At 70.8% G+C, this 14828-nt stretch carries 13 protein-coding genes, 1 rRNA gene and 2 pseudogenes; 7 read left to right on the plus strand and 9 right to left on the minus strand.

All coding sequences use genetic code 11. The annotated features are described in order from the left end of the window. Window positions 1-59 (minus strand): 16S ribosomal RNA (locus tag ACIGXJ_RS00005); the annotation flags it as partial. Window positions 60-598: 539 nt separating this feature from the next. Further along, on the minus strand, window positions 599-1249 hold the full coding sequence (locus ACIGXJ_RS00010) for a DNA-3-methyladenine glycosylase (protein ID WP_399639296.1): 651 nt from the start codon (window positions 1247-1249) through the stop codon (window positions 599-601). 85 nt (window positions 1250-1334) lie between these two features. On the opposite strand from ACIGXJ_RS00010, the gene ACIGXJ_RS00015 reads away from it, so the two are divergent. From ACIGXJ_RS00015 to ACIGXJ_RS00025, 3 genes are all read left to right on the plus strand, one after another. Continuing rightward, entirely contained in the window at window positions 1335-2117 is a 783-nt protein-coding gene (locus tag ACIGXJ_RS00015) for a sporulation protein (RefSeq protein ID WP_399639300.1), read from the plus strand. A gap of 40 nt (window positions 2118-2157) precedes the next feature. After that, a complete protein-coding gene (locus tag ACIGXJ_RS00020) occupies window positions 2158-2697 on the plus strand; it encodes a YbhB/YbcL family Raf kinase inhibitor-like protein (RefSeq protein ID WP_399639302.1) in 540 nt (179 codons plus the stop codon). Between the two features lie 147 nt (window positions 2698-2844). Then, the gene (locus ACIGXJ_RS00025; protein WP_399639305.1) at window positions 2845-3351 is read left to right on the plus strand and encodes an HNH endonuclease; all 507 of its coding nucleotides are present in this window, start codon (window positions 2845-2847) and stop codon (window positions 3349-3351) included. 83 nt (window positions 3352-3434) lie between these two features. Here ACIGXJ_RS00025 and ACIGXJ_RS00030 read toward each other — a convergent pair whose 3' ends face one another. The 3 genes from ACIGXJ_RS00030 to ACIGXJ_RS00040 all read right to left on the minus strand — a co-directional run bounded on the left by ACIGXJ_RS00030 (window position 3435) and on the right by ACIGXJ_RS00040 (window position 5816). Beyond that, complete coding sequence (locus tag ACIGXJ_RS00030; protein WP_399639308.1) at window positions 3435-4364, minus strand: SPFH domain-containing protein; 930 nt, start codon at window positions 4362-4364, stop codon at window positions 3435-3437. A gap of 140 nt (window positions 4365-4504) precedes the next feature. Then, window positions 4505-4936: an NfeD family protein gene (locus tag ACIGXJ_RS00035; protein WP_399639311.1), complete on the minus strand. Its 432-nt coding sequence runs from the start codon at window positions 4934-4936 to the stop codon at window positions 4505-4507. Window positions 4937-5018: 82 nt separating this feature from the next. Next, window positions 5019-5816, minus strand: coding sequence for an ABC transporter ATP-binding protein (locus ACIGXJ_RS00040; protein WP_399639315.1), 798 nt, complete (start codon window positions 5814-5816; stop codon window positions 5019-5021). Window positions 5817-5977: 161 nt separating this feature from the next. Here ACIGXJ_RS00040 and ACIGXJ_RS00045 point away from each other — a divergent pair, with 161 nt between their 5' ends. Beyond that, complete coding sequence (locus ACIGXJ_RS00045) at window positions 5978-6766, plus strand: hypothetical protein (protein WP_399639318.1); 789 nt, start codon at window positions 5978-5980, stop codon at window positions 6764-6766. 201 nt (window positions 6767-6967) lie between these two features. Here ACIGXJ_RS00045 and chpE read toward each other — a convergent pair whose 3' ends face one another. The 3 genes from chpE to ACIGXJ_RS00060 form a co-directional block, all read right to left on the minus strand. After that, window positions 6968-7210 (minus strand): chaplin ChpE, encoded by a 243-nt coding sequence (chpE, locus tag ACIGXJ_RS00050; protein ID WP_399639321.1) that lies wholly within the window; start codon window positions 7208-7210, stop codon window positions 6968-6970. 125 nt (window positions 7211-7335) lie between these two features. Continuing rightward, window positions 7336-7977, minus strand: a complete 642-nt coding sequence (locus ACIGXJ_RS00055) for a response regulator (protein ID WP_399639324.1) — start codon at window positions 7975-7977, stop codon at window positions 7336-7338. After that, on the minus strand, window positions 7970-9115 hold the full coding sequence (locus ACIGXJ_RS00060; protein ID WP_399639328.1) for a GAF domain-containing sensor histidine kinase: 1146 nt from the start codon (window positions 9113-9115) through the stop codon (window positions 7970-7972). The genes ACIGXJ_RS00055 and ACIGXJ_RS00060 overlap by 8 nt, the downstream gene beginning before the upstream one ends. Window positions 9116-9300: 185 nt before the next feature. On the opposite strand from ACIGXJ_RS00060, the pseudogene ACIGXJ_RS00065 reads away from it, so the two are divergent. The 3 genes and pseudogenes from ACIGXJ_RS00065 (at window position 9301) to ACIGXJ_RS00075 (ending at window position 12174) form a co-directional block, all read left to right on the plus strand. Beyond that, a pseudogene (locus ACIGXJ_RS00065) lies at window positions 9301-10001 on the plus strand (SDR family NAD(P)-dependent oxidoreductase). Then, a pseudogene (locus ACIGXJ_RS00070) lies at window positions 9998-11086 on the plus strand (S-adenosylmethionine:tRNA ribosyltransferase-isomerase). The pseudogenes ACIGXJ_RS00065 and ACIGXJ_RS00070 overlap by 4 nt, the downstream one beginning before the upstream one ends. A 317-nt stretch (window positions 11087-11403) precedes the next feature. Next, the gene (locus ACIGXJ_RS00075; protein WP_399639331.1) at window positions 11404-12174 is read left to right on the plus strand and encodes a transglycosylase SLT domain-containing protein; all 771 of its coding nucleotides are present in this window, start codon (window positions 11404-11406) and stop codon (window positions 12172-12174) included. Window positions 12175-12258: 84 nt separating this feature from the next. Here ACIGXJ_RS00075 and ACIGXJ_RS00080 read toward each other — a convergent pair whose 3' ends face one another. Next, window positions 12259-14790 (minus strand): FHA domain-containing protein, encoded by a 2532-nt coding sequence (locus ACIGXJ_RS00080; protein ID WP_399639334.1) that lies wholly within the window; start codon window positions 14788-14790, stop codon window positions 12259-12261. Window positions 14791-14828: the final 38 nt, after the last annotated feature.

Here is a 14828-nt window from a genome sequence, read left to right on the forward strand (position 1 = left end):
TGCATGTGTTAAGCACGCCGCCAGCGTTCGTCCTGAGCCAGGATCAAACTCTCCGTGAATGTTTACTCGGCCAGAAAATTAATTCAGCCGGTGCAACACCACGAGAGCGGTGCGAGAGGAGGAATAGTCCCCTCGCACACAGCGTCCTCGCTGTGTTTTTTCAAAGGAACCTCAACCCGATCGAACCGATCAGGTCGGGGTATCAACATATCTGGCGTTGATTTTTGGCACGCTGTTGAGTTCTCAAGGAACGGACGCTTCCTTTGTACTCACCCTCTCGGGCTTTCCTCCGGGCGCTTCCCTTCGGTCTTGCGTCTCCGACTCTATCAGATCTTTTTCTCGATCCGATTCCCTGTCGGTGGGATCGTCTTGGGCTTTCGGGCTTTCGCCCGGCGGCCTTTCGACATTCACTACGTTAGCGCATTCCCTGGGCGACTCATAATCGAGTCTCGCGAGTTCGAATTCGGACGTGCGGACACGTCGGAATTCACCCCCGCTGAGGGGATGTGTAGGTAGTGGGTTGGCCGCTTCCGGCTGCAGGCGAGTGCCGTACCCGTTCCAGCGGCTCGGGCCACATTACGCACCTCGCAGGGGCGAGTCAAGTTCGGCGCCGCCGGGGCACATGGGCCCGGTACGGGCTGACCGTGGGGTCGTCGGCGACCCAGAATCGCCAGGGGTGGAGGTCGCCGCTGCCGCCCTCGCCGGAAACCCCGGTGCGCGGGCCGTTGCGTACCTGGTCAGAGGGGACCGGGGTGCCGGTGCAGATCCGTAGCGGTGTCTCCTTCGAGGTGCAGGCGTCGGTGCCGTCGAGGGTGCGGTCTATGTCCAGGGCCGTGGCGAGGCGGGCGGGGCCCTTGGCGAGTTCCTTGTCGTTGCGGGCCGAGAGACGACGGGTCCGGGCCAGCTCGGTGCCCTCGACGATCTCACCGGCGCGGAGCAGGACGGCGCTCGCCCTGCCCTCTGGGCCGCAGACGAGGTTCATGCAGTGCCACATGCCGTAGGTGAAGTAGACGTACACATGGCCGGGCGGACCGAACATCACCGCGTTGCGGGGTGTGCGTCCTCTGTACGCGTGCGAACCCGGGTCGTTCTGACCGTCGTACGCCTCGACCTCCGTCAGGCGCAGGGCGATCGGGCCGTCCGGGGTGTGGCGCACCAGGATGCGGCCGAGGAGGTCGGGGGCCACGTCGAGGACGGGGCGGTCGAAGAAGTCTCGGGGCAGGGGCGTACGGTCGGGGCTCGCGATCACGCCGTCCGAGCGTAGTGCAGCCGGAACCGGTCGCGGCCGGATCGCGTTTGTAGAGGACAAGGGTCCACTCGTCACAAGGAGAGTCATGGGGTTCAAGAAGCTGCTCGCGAGCCTGGGTGCCGGCGGTGCGTCGGTGGAGACGGTGCTGACCGAGGTCAACGTCGTTCCGGGCGGTGTCGTCCAGGGTGAGGTGCGTATCCAGGGCGGCAACGTCAGCCAGCAGATCGAGGGGCTGTCCGTCGGGCTCCAGGCGCAGGTCGAGGTCGAGGGCCAGGACCAGGAGTACAAGCAGAACATCGAGTTCACCAAGCAGCGGCTGGGCGGTGCGTTCGAGCTCCAGGCCGGCGCCGTGCACGCGGTGCCGTTCGGGCTCGAGATCCCGTGGGAGACGCCGGTCACGATGATCGACGGTCAGGCGCTGCGCGGGATGCACATCGGTGTGACGACCGAGCTGGCGATCGCGCGTGCGGTGGACTCCGGTGATCTGGACCCGATCAACGTGCACCCGCTGCCGGCGCAGAAGGCGATCCTGGACGCGTTCATCCAGCTGGGCTTCCGCTTCAAGAGCGCCGACATGGAGCGCGGCCACATCCGCGGTACGCGGCAGTCGCTGCCGTTCTACCAGGAGATCGAGTTCTTCCCGCCGCAGCAGTACCGGGGGCTGAACCAGGTGGAGCTGAGCTTCGTCGCCGACTCGCAGGCCATGGACGTGGTGCTGGAGATGGACAAGAAGCCGGGCATGTTCAGCGAGGGCAGCGACACGTTCCGCTCGTTCCAGGTCGGTCTGAACGACTACCAGGGGACCGACTGGGCGGCGTACCTCAACCAGTGGCTGTCCGAGGTCGGCAGCAAGCGCAACTGGTTCTAGGCTCGGTTCCGACTGAACGAACCGATCAGGAGGTACCGAGGTGACCGAGCTCAAGCGGCGGCCGCTCCCCCATGACTTCCATCCCCCCGTGCCGTCCTTCACGGTCACGAGCGAGGACGTCCAGGAGGGGGCGACGCTCAAGGAGGCTCAGGTCCACGCGGCCGGCAACACCTCGCCGCACCTGCGGTGGGAGGGGTTCCCGCCGGAGACCAGGAGCTTCGCCGTGACGTGCTTCGACCCGGACGCGCCGACGGGCAGCGGGTTCTGGCACTGGAGCGTCTTCGACATCCCGGCCTCCGTGACGGAGCTGCCGGCGGGCGCGGGCAGCGGCAAGTTCGAGGGGCTGCCGGAGGGCGCCGTACAGGTGCGCAACGACTACGGGTCGAAGGACTTCGGCGGTGCCGCGCCGCCACCCGGGGACGGGCCGCACCGGTATGTGTTCACGGTGTACGCCGTGGACCAGGAGAAGCTCGGTCCGGACTCGGACGCCTCGCCGGCCGCCGTCGGTTTCAACCTGCGGTTCCACACGCTCGCGCGTGCGCAGCTCGTCGGTGAGTACGAGGTGCCCGCCGAAGACTGACGTTCATGGAACGTTTGCCCGCCTCTGGTCATGGAAGTGATCGGAGGCGGGCACTTTTTATTGCGTTGTCCATCTCGGCGTGCCCGGCCAGAGTTGATCGCAGCCCGCCAGGGGGGTGGGCCGCTGCGCACGGGAGGTGGGCTGGTCATGCGGGACACGCTGGTACTGAACGCGAGCTTCGAGCCGCTGTCGACGGTGACGTTGAACCGAGCCGTCGTTCTGGTGCTCCAGGACAAGGCCGTCGTCGAGCAGGCCCACCCCGAGCTGCGGATGCGCGGAGCGGAGGTCGACATCCCGGCGCCCCGTGTGATCAGGCTGTGCAGGTACGTGCGGGTGCCCTTCCGAAGACAAGCGCCGTGGTCGAGGCGGGGTGTGCTGGTCAGGGACCGGCACAGGTGCGCGTACTGCGGGCGCCGGGCGACGACCGTGGACCACGTGGTGCCCCGGGCGCAGGGGGGTCAGGACACGTGGCTGAACACGGTGGCCTCCTGTGCGGAGGACAATCACCGGAAGGCGGACCGGACGCCTGAGCAGGCGGGGATGGTGCTGCTGCGGCAGCCGTTCGAGCCGACGCCTCAGGATGCGATGCTGCTCGCGCTGGGGGCGGAGGAGTTTGCCGCGCTGCCCGATTGGCTGGCTGTGGAAGCTGCCTGATCTCTCGCCGTCGGGAGGAACGATCGTCTCCGGCTGTCCCGCCATCGTGGCTTGTCGCGCAGTTCCCCGCGCCCCTCAGGGCGTTACTCGATGGTCGGCTTCTCCGTGCGCTCCGTGCCGTTGCCCGAACTCGGCTTCGGGGCGCCGAAGTTGCCCATGGCGCCGGAGAGGCCCTTGAGGGCGTCGCCGATCTCGCTGGGCACGATCCAGAGTTTGTTGGCGTCGCCCTCGGCGATCTTCGGGAGCATCTGGAGGTACTGGTAGCTGAGGAGCTTCTGGTCGGGGTCGCCGGCGTGGATGGCCTCGAAGACCGTGCGGACGGCCTGGGCCTCGCCTTCCGCGCGGAGCGCCGCCGCCTTGGCCTCACCTTCGGCGCGCAGGATCTGCGACTGCTTCTCACCCTCGGCGCGCAGGATCTCGGACTGGCGGACACCTTCGGCCTGGAGGATGGCGGCGCGCTTGTCGCGGTCGGCGCGCATCTGCTTCTCCATGGAGTCCTGGATGGAGGTGGGCGGCTCGATCGCCTTCAGTTCGACGCGGTTGACGCGGATGCCCCACTTGCCGGTGGCCTCGTCGAGGACACCGCGCAGGGCGGCGTTGATCTCCTCGCGGGAGGTCAGGGTGCGCTCCAGGTCCATGCCGCCGATGATGTTGCGCAGGGTGGTGACGGTCAGCTGCTCGATGGCCTGGATGTAGCTGGCGACCTCGTACGTCGCGGCCCGCGCGTCCGTCACCTGGTAGTAGATGACGGTGTCGATGTTGACGACCAGGTTGTCCTGGGTGATCACCGGCTGGGGCGGGAACGGCACGACCTGTTCGCGCAGGTCGATGCGGTTGCGGATGGTGTCGATGAACGGGACGACGATGTTGAGGCCCGCGTTCAGGGTGCGTGTGTAGCGGCCGAAGCGCTCGACGATGGCGGCGCTGGCCTGTGGGATGACCTGGATGGTCTTGATCAGGGCGATGAAGACCAACACCACCAGAATGATCAGGACGATGATGATCGGTTCCATCGTGGTTCCCCGTACCCTTCTCGCCTCGGCGCTTTCGGCAGATCTTATGTTTGTCCAAGATCTTGCTGGTCGAGTCTGACAGACCGTCGCGTGCCCCGGGGGGCGTTCGGTTCAGTTGCGCCACACCTTGGCCGACAAGATCACATGACGATCGCCGTGGCTCCCTCGATGTCCACCACGTCGACCTCGTCGCCCACGTCGAAGGTGCGGCCGGTGTCCAGGGCGCGGGCCGACCAGACCTCGCCGGCGAGCTTGATACGGCCGCCGGAGGCGTCGACGCGTTCCAGGACGACGGCCTGTCTGCCTTTCAACGCCTCCACGCCGGTGATGAGTTGGGGGCGCTGGGTGCGGTGGCGGGTCGCGATGGGCCGTACGACGGCGATGAGGGCGACCGAGACGACGACGAACGCGATGACCTGGAGGACGACGTCGCCGCCGAAGCCGGCGACCGCGGCCGCGGCGACGGCGCCCACCGCGAGCATGCCGAACTCCGGCATGGCGGTGACCACGAGCGGGATTCCGAGCGCGGCCGCGCCGACGAGCCACCACACCCATGCGTCGATGTCGTTCACACGGTCATGGTAGGTCCGTACCCCGGTTGCCGACAGGGCGCGCCGGGGCGTGAACGTCTCGGCGTGGCGGGGCCGTTGACGATCAGGACAGCGGCAGGCCCTGGGCGGTCCAGCGGTCGCCGACCTGCTCGACGACGAGCGGGAGGCCGAAGCAGAGGGAGAGGTTGCGGGAGGTGAGCTCCAGCTCCAGCGGGCCGGCGGCGAGGACCTTGCCCTGCCGGATCATCAGGACGTGGGTGAAGCCGGGGGCGATCTCCTCGACGTGGTGCGTGACCATGATCATGGAGGGGGCGATCGGGTCGCGGGCGAGCCGGCCGAGGCGGCGGACGAGGTCCTCGCGGCCGCCGAGGTCGAGGCCGGCGGCGGGCTCGTCGAGGAGCAGCAGCTCGGGGTCGGTCATCAGGGCGCGGGCGATGAGGGTGCGCTTGCGCTCGCCCTCGGAGAGGGTGCCGAACTTCCGCTCGAGGTAGTCGGACATGCCGAGGCGGTCGAGGAAGGCGCGGGCGCGCTGCTCGTCGACCTCGTCGTAGTCCTCCTGCCAGGTGGCGGTCATGCCGTACGCGGCGGTGAGGACGGTCTCCAGGACGGTCTGGCGCTTGGGGAGCTTGTCGGCCATGGCGATGCCGGCCATGCCGATGCGGGGGCGCAGTTCGAAGACGTCGGTGCCGGGCTTGCCGAGGGTCTCGCCGAGGACGGTGGCGGTGCCCTTGCTCGGGTAGAGGTAGCTGGACGCGACGTTCAGGAGGGTGGTCTTGCCGGCGCCGTTGGGGCCGAGGATGACCCAGCGCTCGCCCTCCTTGACCGACCAGGAGACCTGGTCCACCAGAGCCCGGCCCTCACGGACCACGGATACGTCCTGAAGCTCCAGAACATCGCTCATGAGCGCGTTGTCTCCCCTTGCAGTGTGGCCGGTCTCGGCTGTCGCGTACGCCTGTGGCTCGAGCGCCGCGCCGGTGGGCGCAGCCCTCGAAGAAATCTACGCCACCGGCCGGGTGGGCAGTTCCATCGGTCCGGTGCTGGGGCGTTCCTTAGGGTGGAGGCATGCTCTCGGAACCGCGCTCTGGTCGCCTCGCCGCTTGGGGAAATGCCCTTCTTGCCGGACTTGTCTCGCCTGATGACGCGGTGTCGGCCGTCGTCGGGGAGGACGCCGTGCACCGGGTGGAGGGGCTGCCCGTTGAGCCGGCGCCCGTGGGTCTGTCGCTCGCGCTGGGGCGCCTGCGCGGGCTCGGGGTGACCGGGCTGAGGGTGGCGCTGCCCGCGCCGGGGCATCCGCTGGGGCTGAGCGGGCCGCCGGAGTTCAACGCGCGGGCGCTGGAGGCGGAGGAGGCCGTCGTCTGCCACGGGGCCGCGCTGGGGCTCGTACCCGAGGTGTACGAGGCCGGGCCCGAGGGCGATGTGCACGTCGAGGTCGTCTGGCACTGTCTGCCCGTGCGGGAGGCGCCGCCGGCCGATGTGCCGTCGCTGGGCGAGGCGGAGCGGGAGCTGGCGGAGGCGCTGCGGGAGGCGACCGAGGTGCTGACGCGGCTCGATGTGGCGGCGTCGGGGCCGGTGGCCGACGCGGCGCTGGACGCCTACCGGGCGCGGGCGGAGCGGGGGCGGGAGGTGCTCGCGCCGGGGTATCCGCCCAGGGCCGTGCGGGTCCTGGAGCTGGCGCAGCGGGTGGGGCTGTTGATCTCCCTCGCCTACGACCGCGGGCACGGGGGCGCGGTGAGTGCCTCCGAGATGGCCGCGCGGGGGGCCGCGCTGCGGCCGGTGGAGCGGACGGCTCGGCGGGCGCAGGTGGCCGCGTACAACGCGTATGTGGAGGAACGGGAGCGGGGCGTGCGCTGAGGCCCGGTCGTGTGCTCGCGGCTGAGGTGCGTGCCCTCGTGTGCTCACGGTTGAGCCGCGTGCCCTCGGGGGCACGGGGGCCAGGCAGCAGGCTGGGGAGGACGACGACGTGAAGGCCCACGGTCGTGTCCCTGTCCCGGCAACGGTACGGCCCCTCACATCGCCCTGGATGTGAGGGGCCGTACCTCCGCCGTGAAGGGCTCAGTCGTTGACGCCGGTGTTGCCGAACGCCGGGTTGAGCGCGCCGATGACGCTCACGCTGTTGCCCACGGCGTTCACCGGGATGTGCACCGGGGCCTGGACGAGGTTGCCCGAGAGGACGCCAGGAGAGTGCTCGGCCCTGCCGTGGGCGTGCGCGTCGGTGGCGGAGGCCATTCCGGCTCCGGCGGCGACCAGACCGCCGGCCACCATCGTCACGGCCGCTGCCTTCTTCAGGTTCTTCACTTTCTCAAGCCCTCCCTGGTGGACGCCGCGGCGGTCGCCGCGGCACGCACTGGAGAACGCCGGAGATCCGGGGAGGTTGCGCCATCCGGGTGACATTCCCACGACGGTATGAATCTCAGCCCGGATCAACCGGCCATTCCATGGCGTACCGCCCAGAGCGCGGCCTGGGTGCGGTCCGCCAGGTCGAGCTTCATCAGGATGTTCGACACATGTGTCTTGACCGTCTTCTCGGACAGCACGAGCGCGCGGGCGATCTCGCGGTTGGAGCGGCCGTCCGCTATCAGGCCGAGCACCTCGCGCTCCCGCTCGGTGAGCGAGCCGCCCCTGCCCTGGCCGGGGCCGGCATCCTCCGGGGAGAGCAGGGCGCCGGCCACCTCGGGCTGGAGCAGGATGTGGCCGGCGTGGACGGAGCGGATGGCTCCGGCGAGGGCGTCGGGGTCGACGTCCTTGTAGACGTAGCCGGCGGCGCCGGCGCGCAGGGCCGGGACGACGGTGCGCTGCTCGGTGAAGCTGGTGACGATCAGCACGCGCGCGGGGTTGTCCAGCTCACGGAGCCGGCGCAGGGCCTCGACGCCGTCCATGCCGGGCATCTTGACGTCCATGAGGACGACGTCGGGGCGCAGTTCCTCGGCGCGGGCCACGCCCTCCGCCCCGTCGGCGGCCTCGCCGACCACCTCGATGTCGTCCTGGACCTCCAGGAAGGTGCGCAGGCCCCGGCGGACGACCTGGTGGTCGTCGACGAGCAGCACCTTGATTGCGTCAGCCACCGGGGACCTCCATCTCGACCGTGGTGCCCTTGCCGGGCGCCGATTCCACCGTCAGCCGGCCGCCGACGCCGCCGGCGCGGTCCCGCATGGAGACCAGGCCGAGGTGGCGTCCGGCGCGGCGGACCGCGCGGGGCTCGAAGCCGCTGCCGTCGTCCGTGACGCGCAGGACCGCGCCGCTGCCCCTTCGGTCGAGGGTGACGTCGACATGCTCGGCGCCGGAGTGCCGCAGGGCGTTGTGCAGGGCCTCCTGCGCCACGCGCAGCAGCGCCTCCTCCTGGGCGGCGGGCAGGGCGCGTACGCCGTGGCTCGCGAAGGTCACGCGCGCGGTGTGGGCGCGGTCGAGGACCTGGACCTGGTCGCGCAGGGTGGCGACGAGTCCGTCCTCGTCGAGGGCGGCGGGGCGCAGCTCGACGACCGCGGCGCGCAGTTCGTCGGCGGCCTCGGCGGCGAGCGCGGCGACCTGCTGGAGCTCGCCCTTGGCGCGCGCGGGGTCGCGGTCGACGAGGGCGGCGGCGGCCTGGGCGGTCAGGCGAAGGGAGAACAGCTTCTGGCTGACCGCGTCATGCAGCTCGTGGGCGAGGCGGGAGCGCTCCTCGGCGATGGTCAGCTCGCGGCTGCGCTCGTAGAGGCGGGCGTTGGTGAGGGCGATCGCTGCGTGCTGGGCGAGGATCCCGAGCAGTTCCTCGTCCTCCTCGGTGAAGCCGCAGCCGCCTTCGGGCCGCCCGCACCGCTTGTTGGCGAGGAAGAGCGCGCCGATGATCTCGTCGTCGTCCCTGATGGGCAGGCCGAGGAAGTCGGACAGGTCGGGGTGGGCGGAGGGCCAGCCCTCGAAGCGGGGGTCCTTGCGGACGTCGGCGAGGCGCTGCGGCCGGGCCTCGTGGAGCATCGAGGCGAGGATGCCGTGCTGGCGGGGCAGGGGGCCGATGGCCTTCCACTGGGCGTCGCTGACGCCGTCGACGACGAACTGGGCGAAGCCGCCGTGGTCGTCGGGCACGCCCAGCGCGGCGTACTGCGCGTCGAGCAGCTCACGGGCGGAGGCGACGATCGTCTTGAGGACGTCGCGCACCTCCAGGTGCCTGCTCATGGCCAGCAGCGCGGAGCTGACCGCGGCGAGGCCGGACCGATGACCTTGACTCATGTCCTCACGGTACCGGCGGGGTGTGACAGCGAGGATCCGACCAGTGACGGCCCTCGCCTAGGGCGCCGGTCCTAGGGCGAAGGGCCCCGCCGCCCCTTCCCGCGTCCGAGGTGGCCGGGTGGGCGGCGTTCCTACGTTGGGACCGGCGCCGGTCGGCGGCGTACGGGGGCGAGGGAGACGGTGTCATGGCGGTGGCGATCATCACGGGGGCGTCGAGGGGACCGGGCCGGGCGCTCGCGGGGGCGCTGGCCGCGCGGGGCTGGCACCTGGTCCTGGGCGGGCGGGACGCGGGGCGGCTGAGGGAGGCGGCGGACGCGCTGTCGGTGCACGGCACGCGCGTGTCGGCGGCGCCTGGGGACATCGGGGACGCCAGGCACCGGGCCGGCCTGGTGGCGGCGGCCTGGCGGCTGGGCGGCGTGGATCTGCTGGTGAACAAGGCGGGCGTCGTCCTGGGCGCGGAGCCGCTGGTGCCGCTGGAGGAGCAGCCGCTGGACGCGTTCCGGGCCGCGCTGGAGACGAACGTGGTGGCTCCGCTGGGCCTCGTGCAGGAGGCGCTGCTGCTGCTGCGGCAGTCGGCGGGCGGGGCGGTGGTGAACCTCCGTTCGGACGCGGCGGTGGAGGCGTACCGGACCTGGGCGGGTACGGGGCTTCGAAGGCGGCCCTGAACCAGTTGTCGGCGCTGCCGGCGGTTGAGGAGCCCGGGCTGCGGGTGTGGTGGGTGGATCCGGGGAGCATGCGCACGGACATGCCGGCCGCGGCGGAGCCCGGTGAGGATCTGTCGGGGACGCCGGCCCCGGAGGACGTGGCGCCGGTGTTCCTTCGGCTGCTGGACGAGCGTCCGCCGAGCGGCCGGTACAGCGCGCCGGCGCTGCTGGGGTGGCGGTGAGCCTGGCGCTGCGGGTGCCGGCGGAGCTGTCCGCGCGCGTGCCGGCCGAGCAGCGCGGTGCGGGGCTGGACCGGGACGCCGTACGACTGATGGTGTCGCGGGGGTGTGCGGTGTGTCGCGCCATGCGTTCGCGGAGCTGCCGGGGCTGCTGCGGGCGGGGGATCCGCTGGTGGTGAACACCTCGCCGACGCTGGCGGCCGGTGGACGGGTGGACCGGGCACACGCGTGGGGTGGTGCACTTCTCCACGCGCGGGGACGACGGCCGCTGGGCGGTGGGGCTGCGGGAGCCGGAGGGGCGGGGCTCCACGCGTGCGCGTGCCGGAGGGCCGGCGGGCACCCGGGGGCGGCTCCCCCGGCGGGCTGGGGCTCGTGCTGGAGGGGCCGCTCGGCGGGCGCGGGGTGGGCGGCTGTGGTGGGCGCGTCCGCCCGATCCGGACGTCGTGGGGCTGCTGCGCGGGCACGGGCGGCCGATCCGCTACCTCGACACGGAGCGGGATCAGCCGCTGTCCGCCTACCGGACGGTGTTCGCGCTGCCCTCGCCGGACGGGGCGGGCAGCGCGGAGATGCCGAGCGCGGCGCGGCCCTTCACTGCGCGGCTGGTGGTGGAGCCGGTGAGCCGCGGGGTGCGGTTCGCTCCTGTGACGCTGCACACGGGGGTGGCGTCCGCTGAGGCGCACGAGCCGCCGTATCCGGAGCGGTTCGCGGTGCCCGAGGCGACGGCACGGGCGATGAACGCGGTGCGGGCCGGGGACGGGAGAGTGGTCGCGGTCGGGACGACGGCGGTGCGGGCCGTGGAGTCGGCCGCGGGACCGGGCGGGGTGGTGCGGGCGGCAGCGGGGTGGACGGATCTGGTGCTGACGCCCGAGCGCGGGGTAGGGGTGGTGGACGGGCTGCTGACCGGGCTGCACGAGCCGGAGGCGTCGCATCTGCTGATGCTGGAGGCGGTCGCGGGGCGGGAGGCGGTCGGACGCGCGTACGAGGAGGCGCTGCGCGAGCGCTACCTGTGGCACGAGTTCGGGGACGCCCATCTCCTGCTGCGGGAGGAGGGCGCCCACGCTGAGCGCCGGCGCGGTGACACCGGGTGAGACGAGGGTGTCGCCCGTGTGAGCCCGCGCATAGGGCGCAGGTCACGTACGAAGGCGCCTAGGAGACGAGGGCACCCGCCCGAGCGGGACAGACGGCCCGGTCTGTCCCGTTTTGCCGTTCCCTGATCCACTATCGGGGATCGTACGTCACACCTTTGCCTGGGATTTTTGCGGGCGCTAACAATGGCTCACGTCGCTCAGCGCCGCGGGTCTCAGCCCGCGGCGTTCGTGTGGGAAGCACCCGCGCCCCGCCGGACGAAGAGGTCCCCGCCGGACGAAGAGCGACCTCCGCGCTATCCGAAGAGGTCCATCCCGTCATGCCCAAGAACACCCAGAACCCCGGTCGCAGTCGCACCCTGACCAAGACCCACAAGCTCGCGCTCGCCGGTGTCGCCACCCTCGGCGCCGCAGCGCTCGCGTTCTCCGTGGTCCCCGCGGGCGGCGAGACCACCACGGACGAGGCCGCCGCCGCGGCGCCCGTCGCCTACGGCTCGCAGAAGGTCACGAACGTCAAGGCCACCCTGACCGACCAGCTCGCCGCCGCGAGCGTGAAGGTCGACGCCATCGAGGCCCAGCACAAGGCCGCCCAGGACGCCGCCGCGAAGGCGAAGGCCGCCGCCGAGGCGAAGAAGAAGGCGGAGGCGCAGAAGAAGGCCGAGGCCGCCGCGAAGGCCGCCGCCGAGAAGGCCGCCAAGGAGCGCGCGAAGAAGGCCGCGAGCCGGTCCGCCGCGCGCCCGAAGGTGCAGCCGGTCGCCGCGAAGACCTACGCGAACAACCTGGACGGCTGGATCCGCCACGCCCTCGACATCATGCACGACAAGGGCATCCCGGGTACCTACGACGGCCTCCACCGCAACATCATGCGGGAGTCCTCGGGCAACCCGAACGCGATCAACAACTGGGACATCAACGCCCAGAACGGCGTCCCGTCGATCGGTCTGCTCCAGATCATCAAGCCGACCTTCGACGCGTACCACGTCCCGGGCACGGCCTGGAGCCAGTACGACCCGGTCGCCAACCTGACCGCCGCGGCGAACTACGCGGCCGACCGGTACGGCTCGATCGACAATGTGAACAGCGCGTACTGAGGTCGGCGCGGACCTCGGTACGTGTACGCCGCAGGGCGGCACCCAACTGACGGGGTGCCGCCCTGCGGCGTGTCGTGAGCGCGGTTACTTGCGCATGACCTCGGGCTCGTGGCGGCGCAGGAAGCGGGCCACGAAGAAGCCGCAGATCACGCCGAGCGCGATGAGGGCGGCCATGTCCAGGCCCCAGGCGCCGACGCTGTGCTCCCACAGCGGGTCCGTCCCGGCGCCCTCCTCGGGCGGGCTGATCTTGTTGAAGTCCAGCGAGGCGCCGGCTGCGGCGACCGCCCAGCGGGACGGCATCAGGTACGAGAACTGGTTGACGCCGACCGTGCCGTTCAGGGCGAAGAGGCAACCGGTGAAGACGACCTGGATGATCGCGAACATGACCAGCAGCGGCATGGTCTTCTCGGCGGTCTTCACCAGCGAGGAGATGATCAGGCCGAACATCATCGAGGTGAAGCCCAGCGCCATGATCGGCAGCGACAGCTCCACGAGGGTGGCGCCGCCGAGGACGAGGCCCTCCTCGGGGATCTCGCGGGTGGCGAAGCCGATCACGCCGACCAGCAGGCCCTGCAGCACGGTGATCATGCCGAGCACGAACACCTTGGACATCAGGTACGCGGAACGCGACAGGCCCGTCGCACGTTCCCGTTCGTAGATGACCCGTTCCTTGATCAGCTCACGGACGGAGTTGGCCGCGCCCGCGAAGCAGGCGCCGACGGAGAGGATCAGCAGGACGGTGGTGGCCGTGCCGTTGGGGATGATCCGCCCGGACTGCGGGTTGGGCGGGTTGGGCAGCAGACCCCGGTCCGGGTCGATCAGCAGGCTCACCGCGCCGAGGACGGCCGGGAGGATCACCATCAGGGCGAGGAAGCCCTTGTCGGAGACGATCACCGAGACGTAGCGGCGTACGAGCGTGATGAACTGCGACATCCAGCCCTGCGGCTTGGGCGGCCTGATCGCCTGCATGGCCGGCATCTGTACGGCCTGCGGGGCGACGGCGTCGATGTCGGCCGCGTACATCTGGTAGTGCTGCGAGCCCTTCCAGCGGCCCGCCCAGTCGTAGTCGCGGTAGTTCTCGAAGGCGGAGAAGACATCGGCCCAGGTGTCGTAGCCGAAGAAGTTCAGCGCCTCCTCCGGCGGGCCGAAGTAGGCCACCGAACCGCCGGGCGCCATCACCAGGAGCTTGTCGCACAGTGCCAGCTCGGCCACCGAGTGGGTGACGACGAGCACCGTGCGGCCGTCGTCGGCGAGGCCGCGCAGCAGCTGCATGACATCGCGGTCCATGCCCGGGTCGAGGCCCGAGGTGGGCTCGTCGAGGAAGATCAGCGACGGCTTGGTCAGCAGCTCCAGGGCGACCGAGACCCGCTTGCGCTGGCCGCCGGACAGGGAGGTGACCTTCTTGTCCTTGTGGATGTCCAGCTTGAGCTCGCGCAGCACCTCGTCGATCCGCGCCTCGCGCTCGGCGGGCGTGGTGTCGGCGGGGAAGCGCAGCTTGGCCGCGTACTTCAGGGCCTTCTTGACGGTCAGTTCCTTGTGCAGGATGTCGTCCTGCGGGACCAGACCGATGCGCTGGCGCAGCTCGGCGAACTGCTTGTAGAGATTCCGGTTGTCGTACAGGACCTCGCCCTGGTTGGCGGGCCGGTAGCCGGTGAGCGCCTTGAGCAGGGTCGACTTGCCGGAGCCGGACGGGCCGATGACCGCGATCAGCGACTTCTCGGGGACGCCGAAGGAGACGTCCTTGAGGATCTGCTTGCCGCCGTCGACCGTGACCGTCAGATGGCGGGCCGAGAAGGAGACCTCACCGGTGTCGACGAACTCCTCGAGGCGGTCGCCGACGATACGGAACGTGGAGTGACCGACGCCGACGATGTCGGCCGGGCCGAGCAGTGCGGAGCCGCCCTTGGGGATCGGCTGACCGTTGACGTAGGTGCCGTTGTGGGAGCCGAGGTCGCGGATCTCCATACGGCCGTCGGGCGTGGAGTGGAACTCCGCGTGGTGCCGCGAGACCTGCAGGTCGGAGACCACGAGTTCGTTCTCCAGCGCACGGCCGATCCGCATCACACGGCCGATGGCGAACTGGTGGAACGTGGTGGGGCTGCGGTCGCCGTAGACCGGCGGCGCGCCCGCGCCCTGCTGGTGCGGGACCTGGGCGGCGGGCTGCTGCTGCGGCGGCTGCTGCCAGCCGGGCTGCGCGGGCTGCTGAGGCGCCTGGTGCGGGGCCTGCTGCTGCGGCGCCTGCTGGGCCGCCCAGCCGGGGCCCGCACCCTGTGCCGCGTACGGCTGCTGCTGCGGCTGCGCCTGCGGTGCGCCGACGCCGGCCGCGGCGCCGGTCAGGCTGACCAGCGGACCGTCGGTGGCGTTGCCCAGGTGCACCGCGGTGCCCGCGGCGATCTGCAGATGCTGGATCCGCTGCCCCTGCACGAAGGTGCCGTTGGTGCTGCCGTGGTCCTCGATGACCCAACTGCCGCCGTTGAAGCTGATCGTGGCGTGCCGCCAGGAGACCCTGGCGTCGTCGAACACGACGTCTCCCTGCGGATCGCGTCCGAGTGTGTACGACCGGGACGGATCCAGCGTCCAGGTCCGTCCGTTTGATTCCAGTACGAGTTCCGGCACTCCATGCCCCACTGAGTTGTCCCCCGAGTTACCCCCGT

It is taken from the genome of Streptomyces sp. NPDC053367 (genome assembly GCF_044545925.1).
Taxonomy (GTDB): Bacteria; Actinomycetota; Actinomycetes; order Streptomycetales; family Streptomycetaceae; genus Streptomyces.

Bases quoted from the DNA above. Each gene is read 5' to 3' on its own strand.
- ACIGXJ_RS00025 (WP_399639305.1), top strand. From the start codon at position 2,845: ATGCGGGACACGCTGGTACTGAACGCGAGCTTCGAGCCGCTGTCGACG.
- ACIGXJ_RS00075 (WP_399639331.1), top strand. From the start codon at position 11,404: ATGCCCAAGAACACCCAGAACCCCGGTCGCAGTCGCACCCTGACCAAG.
- ACIGXJ_RS00030 (WP_399639308.1), bottom strand. From the start codon at position 4,364: ATGGAACCGATCATCATCGTCCTGATCATTCTGGTGGTGTTGGTCTTC.
- ACIGXJ_RS00015 (WP_399639300.1), top strand. From the start codon at position 1,335: ATGGGGTTCAAGAAGCTGCTCGCGAGCCTGGGTGCCGGCGGTGCGTCG.
- ACIGXJ_RS00045 (WP_399639318.1), top strand. From the start codon at position 5,978: ATGCTCTCGGAACCGCGCTCTGGTCGCCTCGCCGCTTGGGGAAATGCC.
- ACIGXJ_RS00040 (WP_399639315.1), bottom strand. From the start codon at position 5,816: ATGAGCGATGTTCTGGAGCTTCAGGACGTATCCGTGGTCCGTGAGGGC.
- ACIGXJ_RS00060 (WP_399639328.1), bottom strand. From the start codon at position 9,115: ATGAGTCAAGGTCATCGGTCCGGCCTCGCCGCGGTCAGCTCCGCGCTG.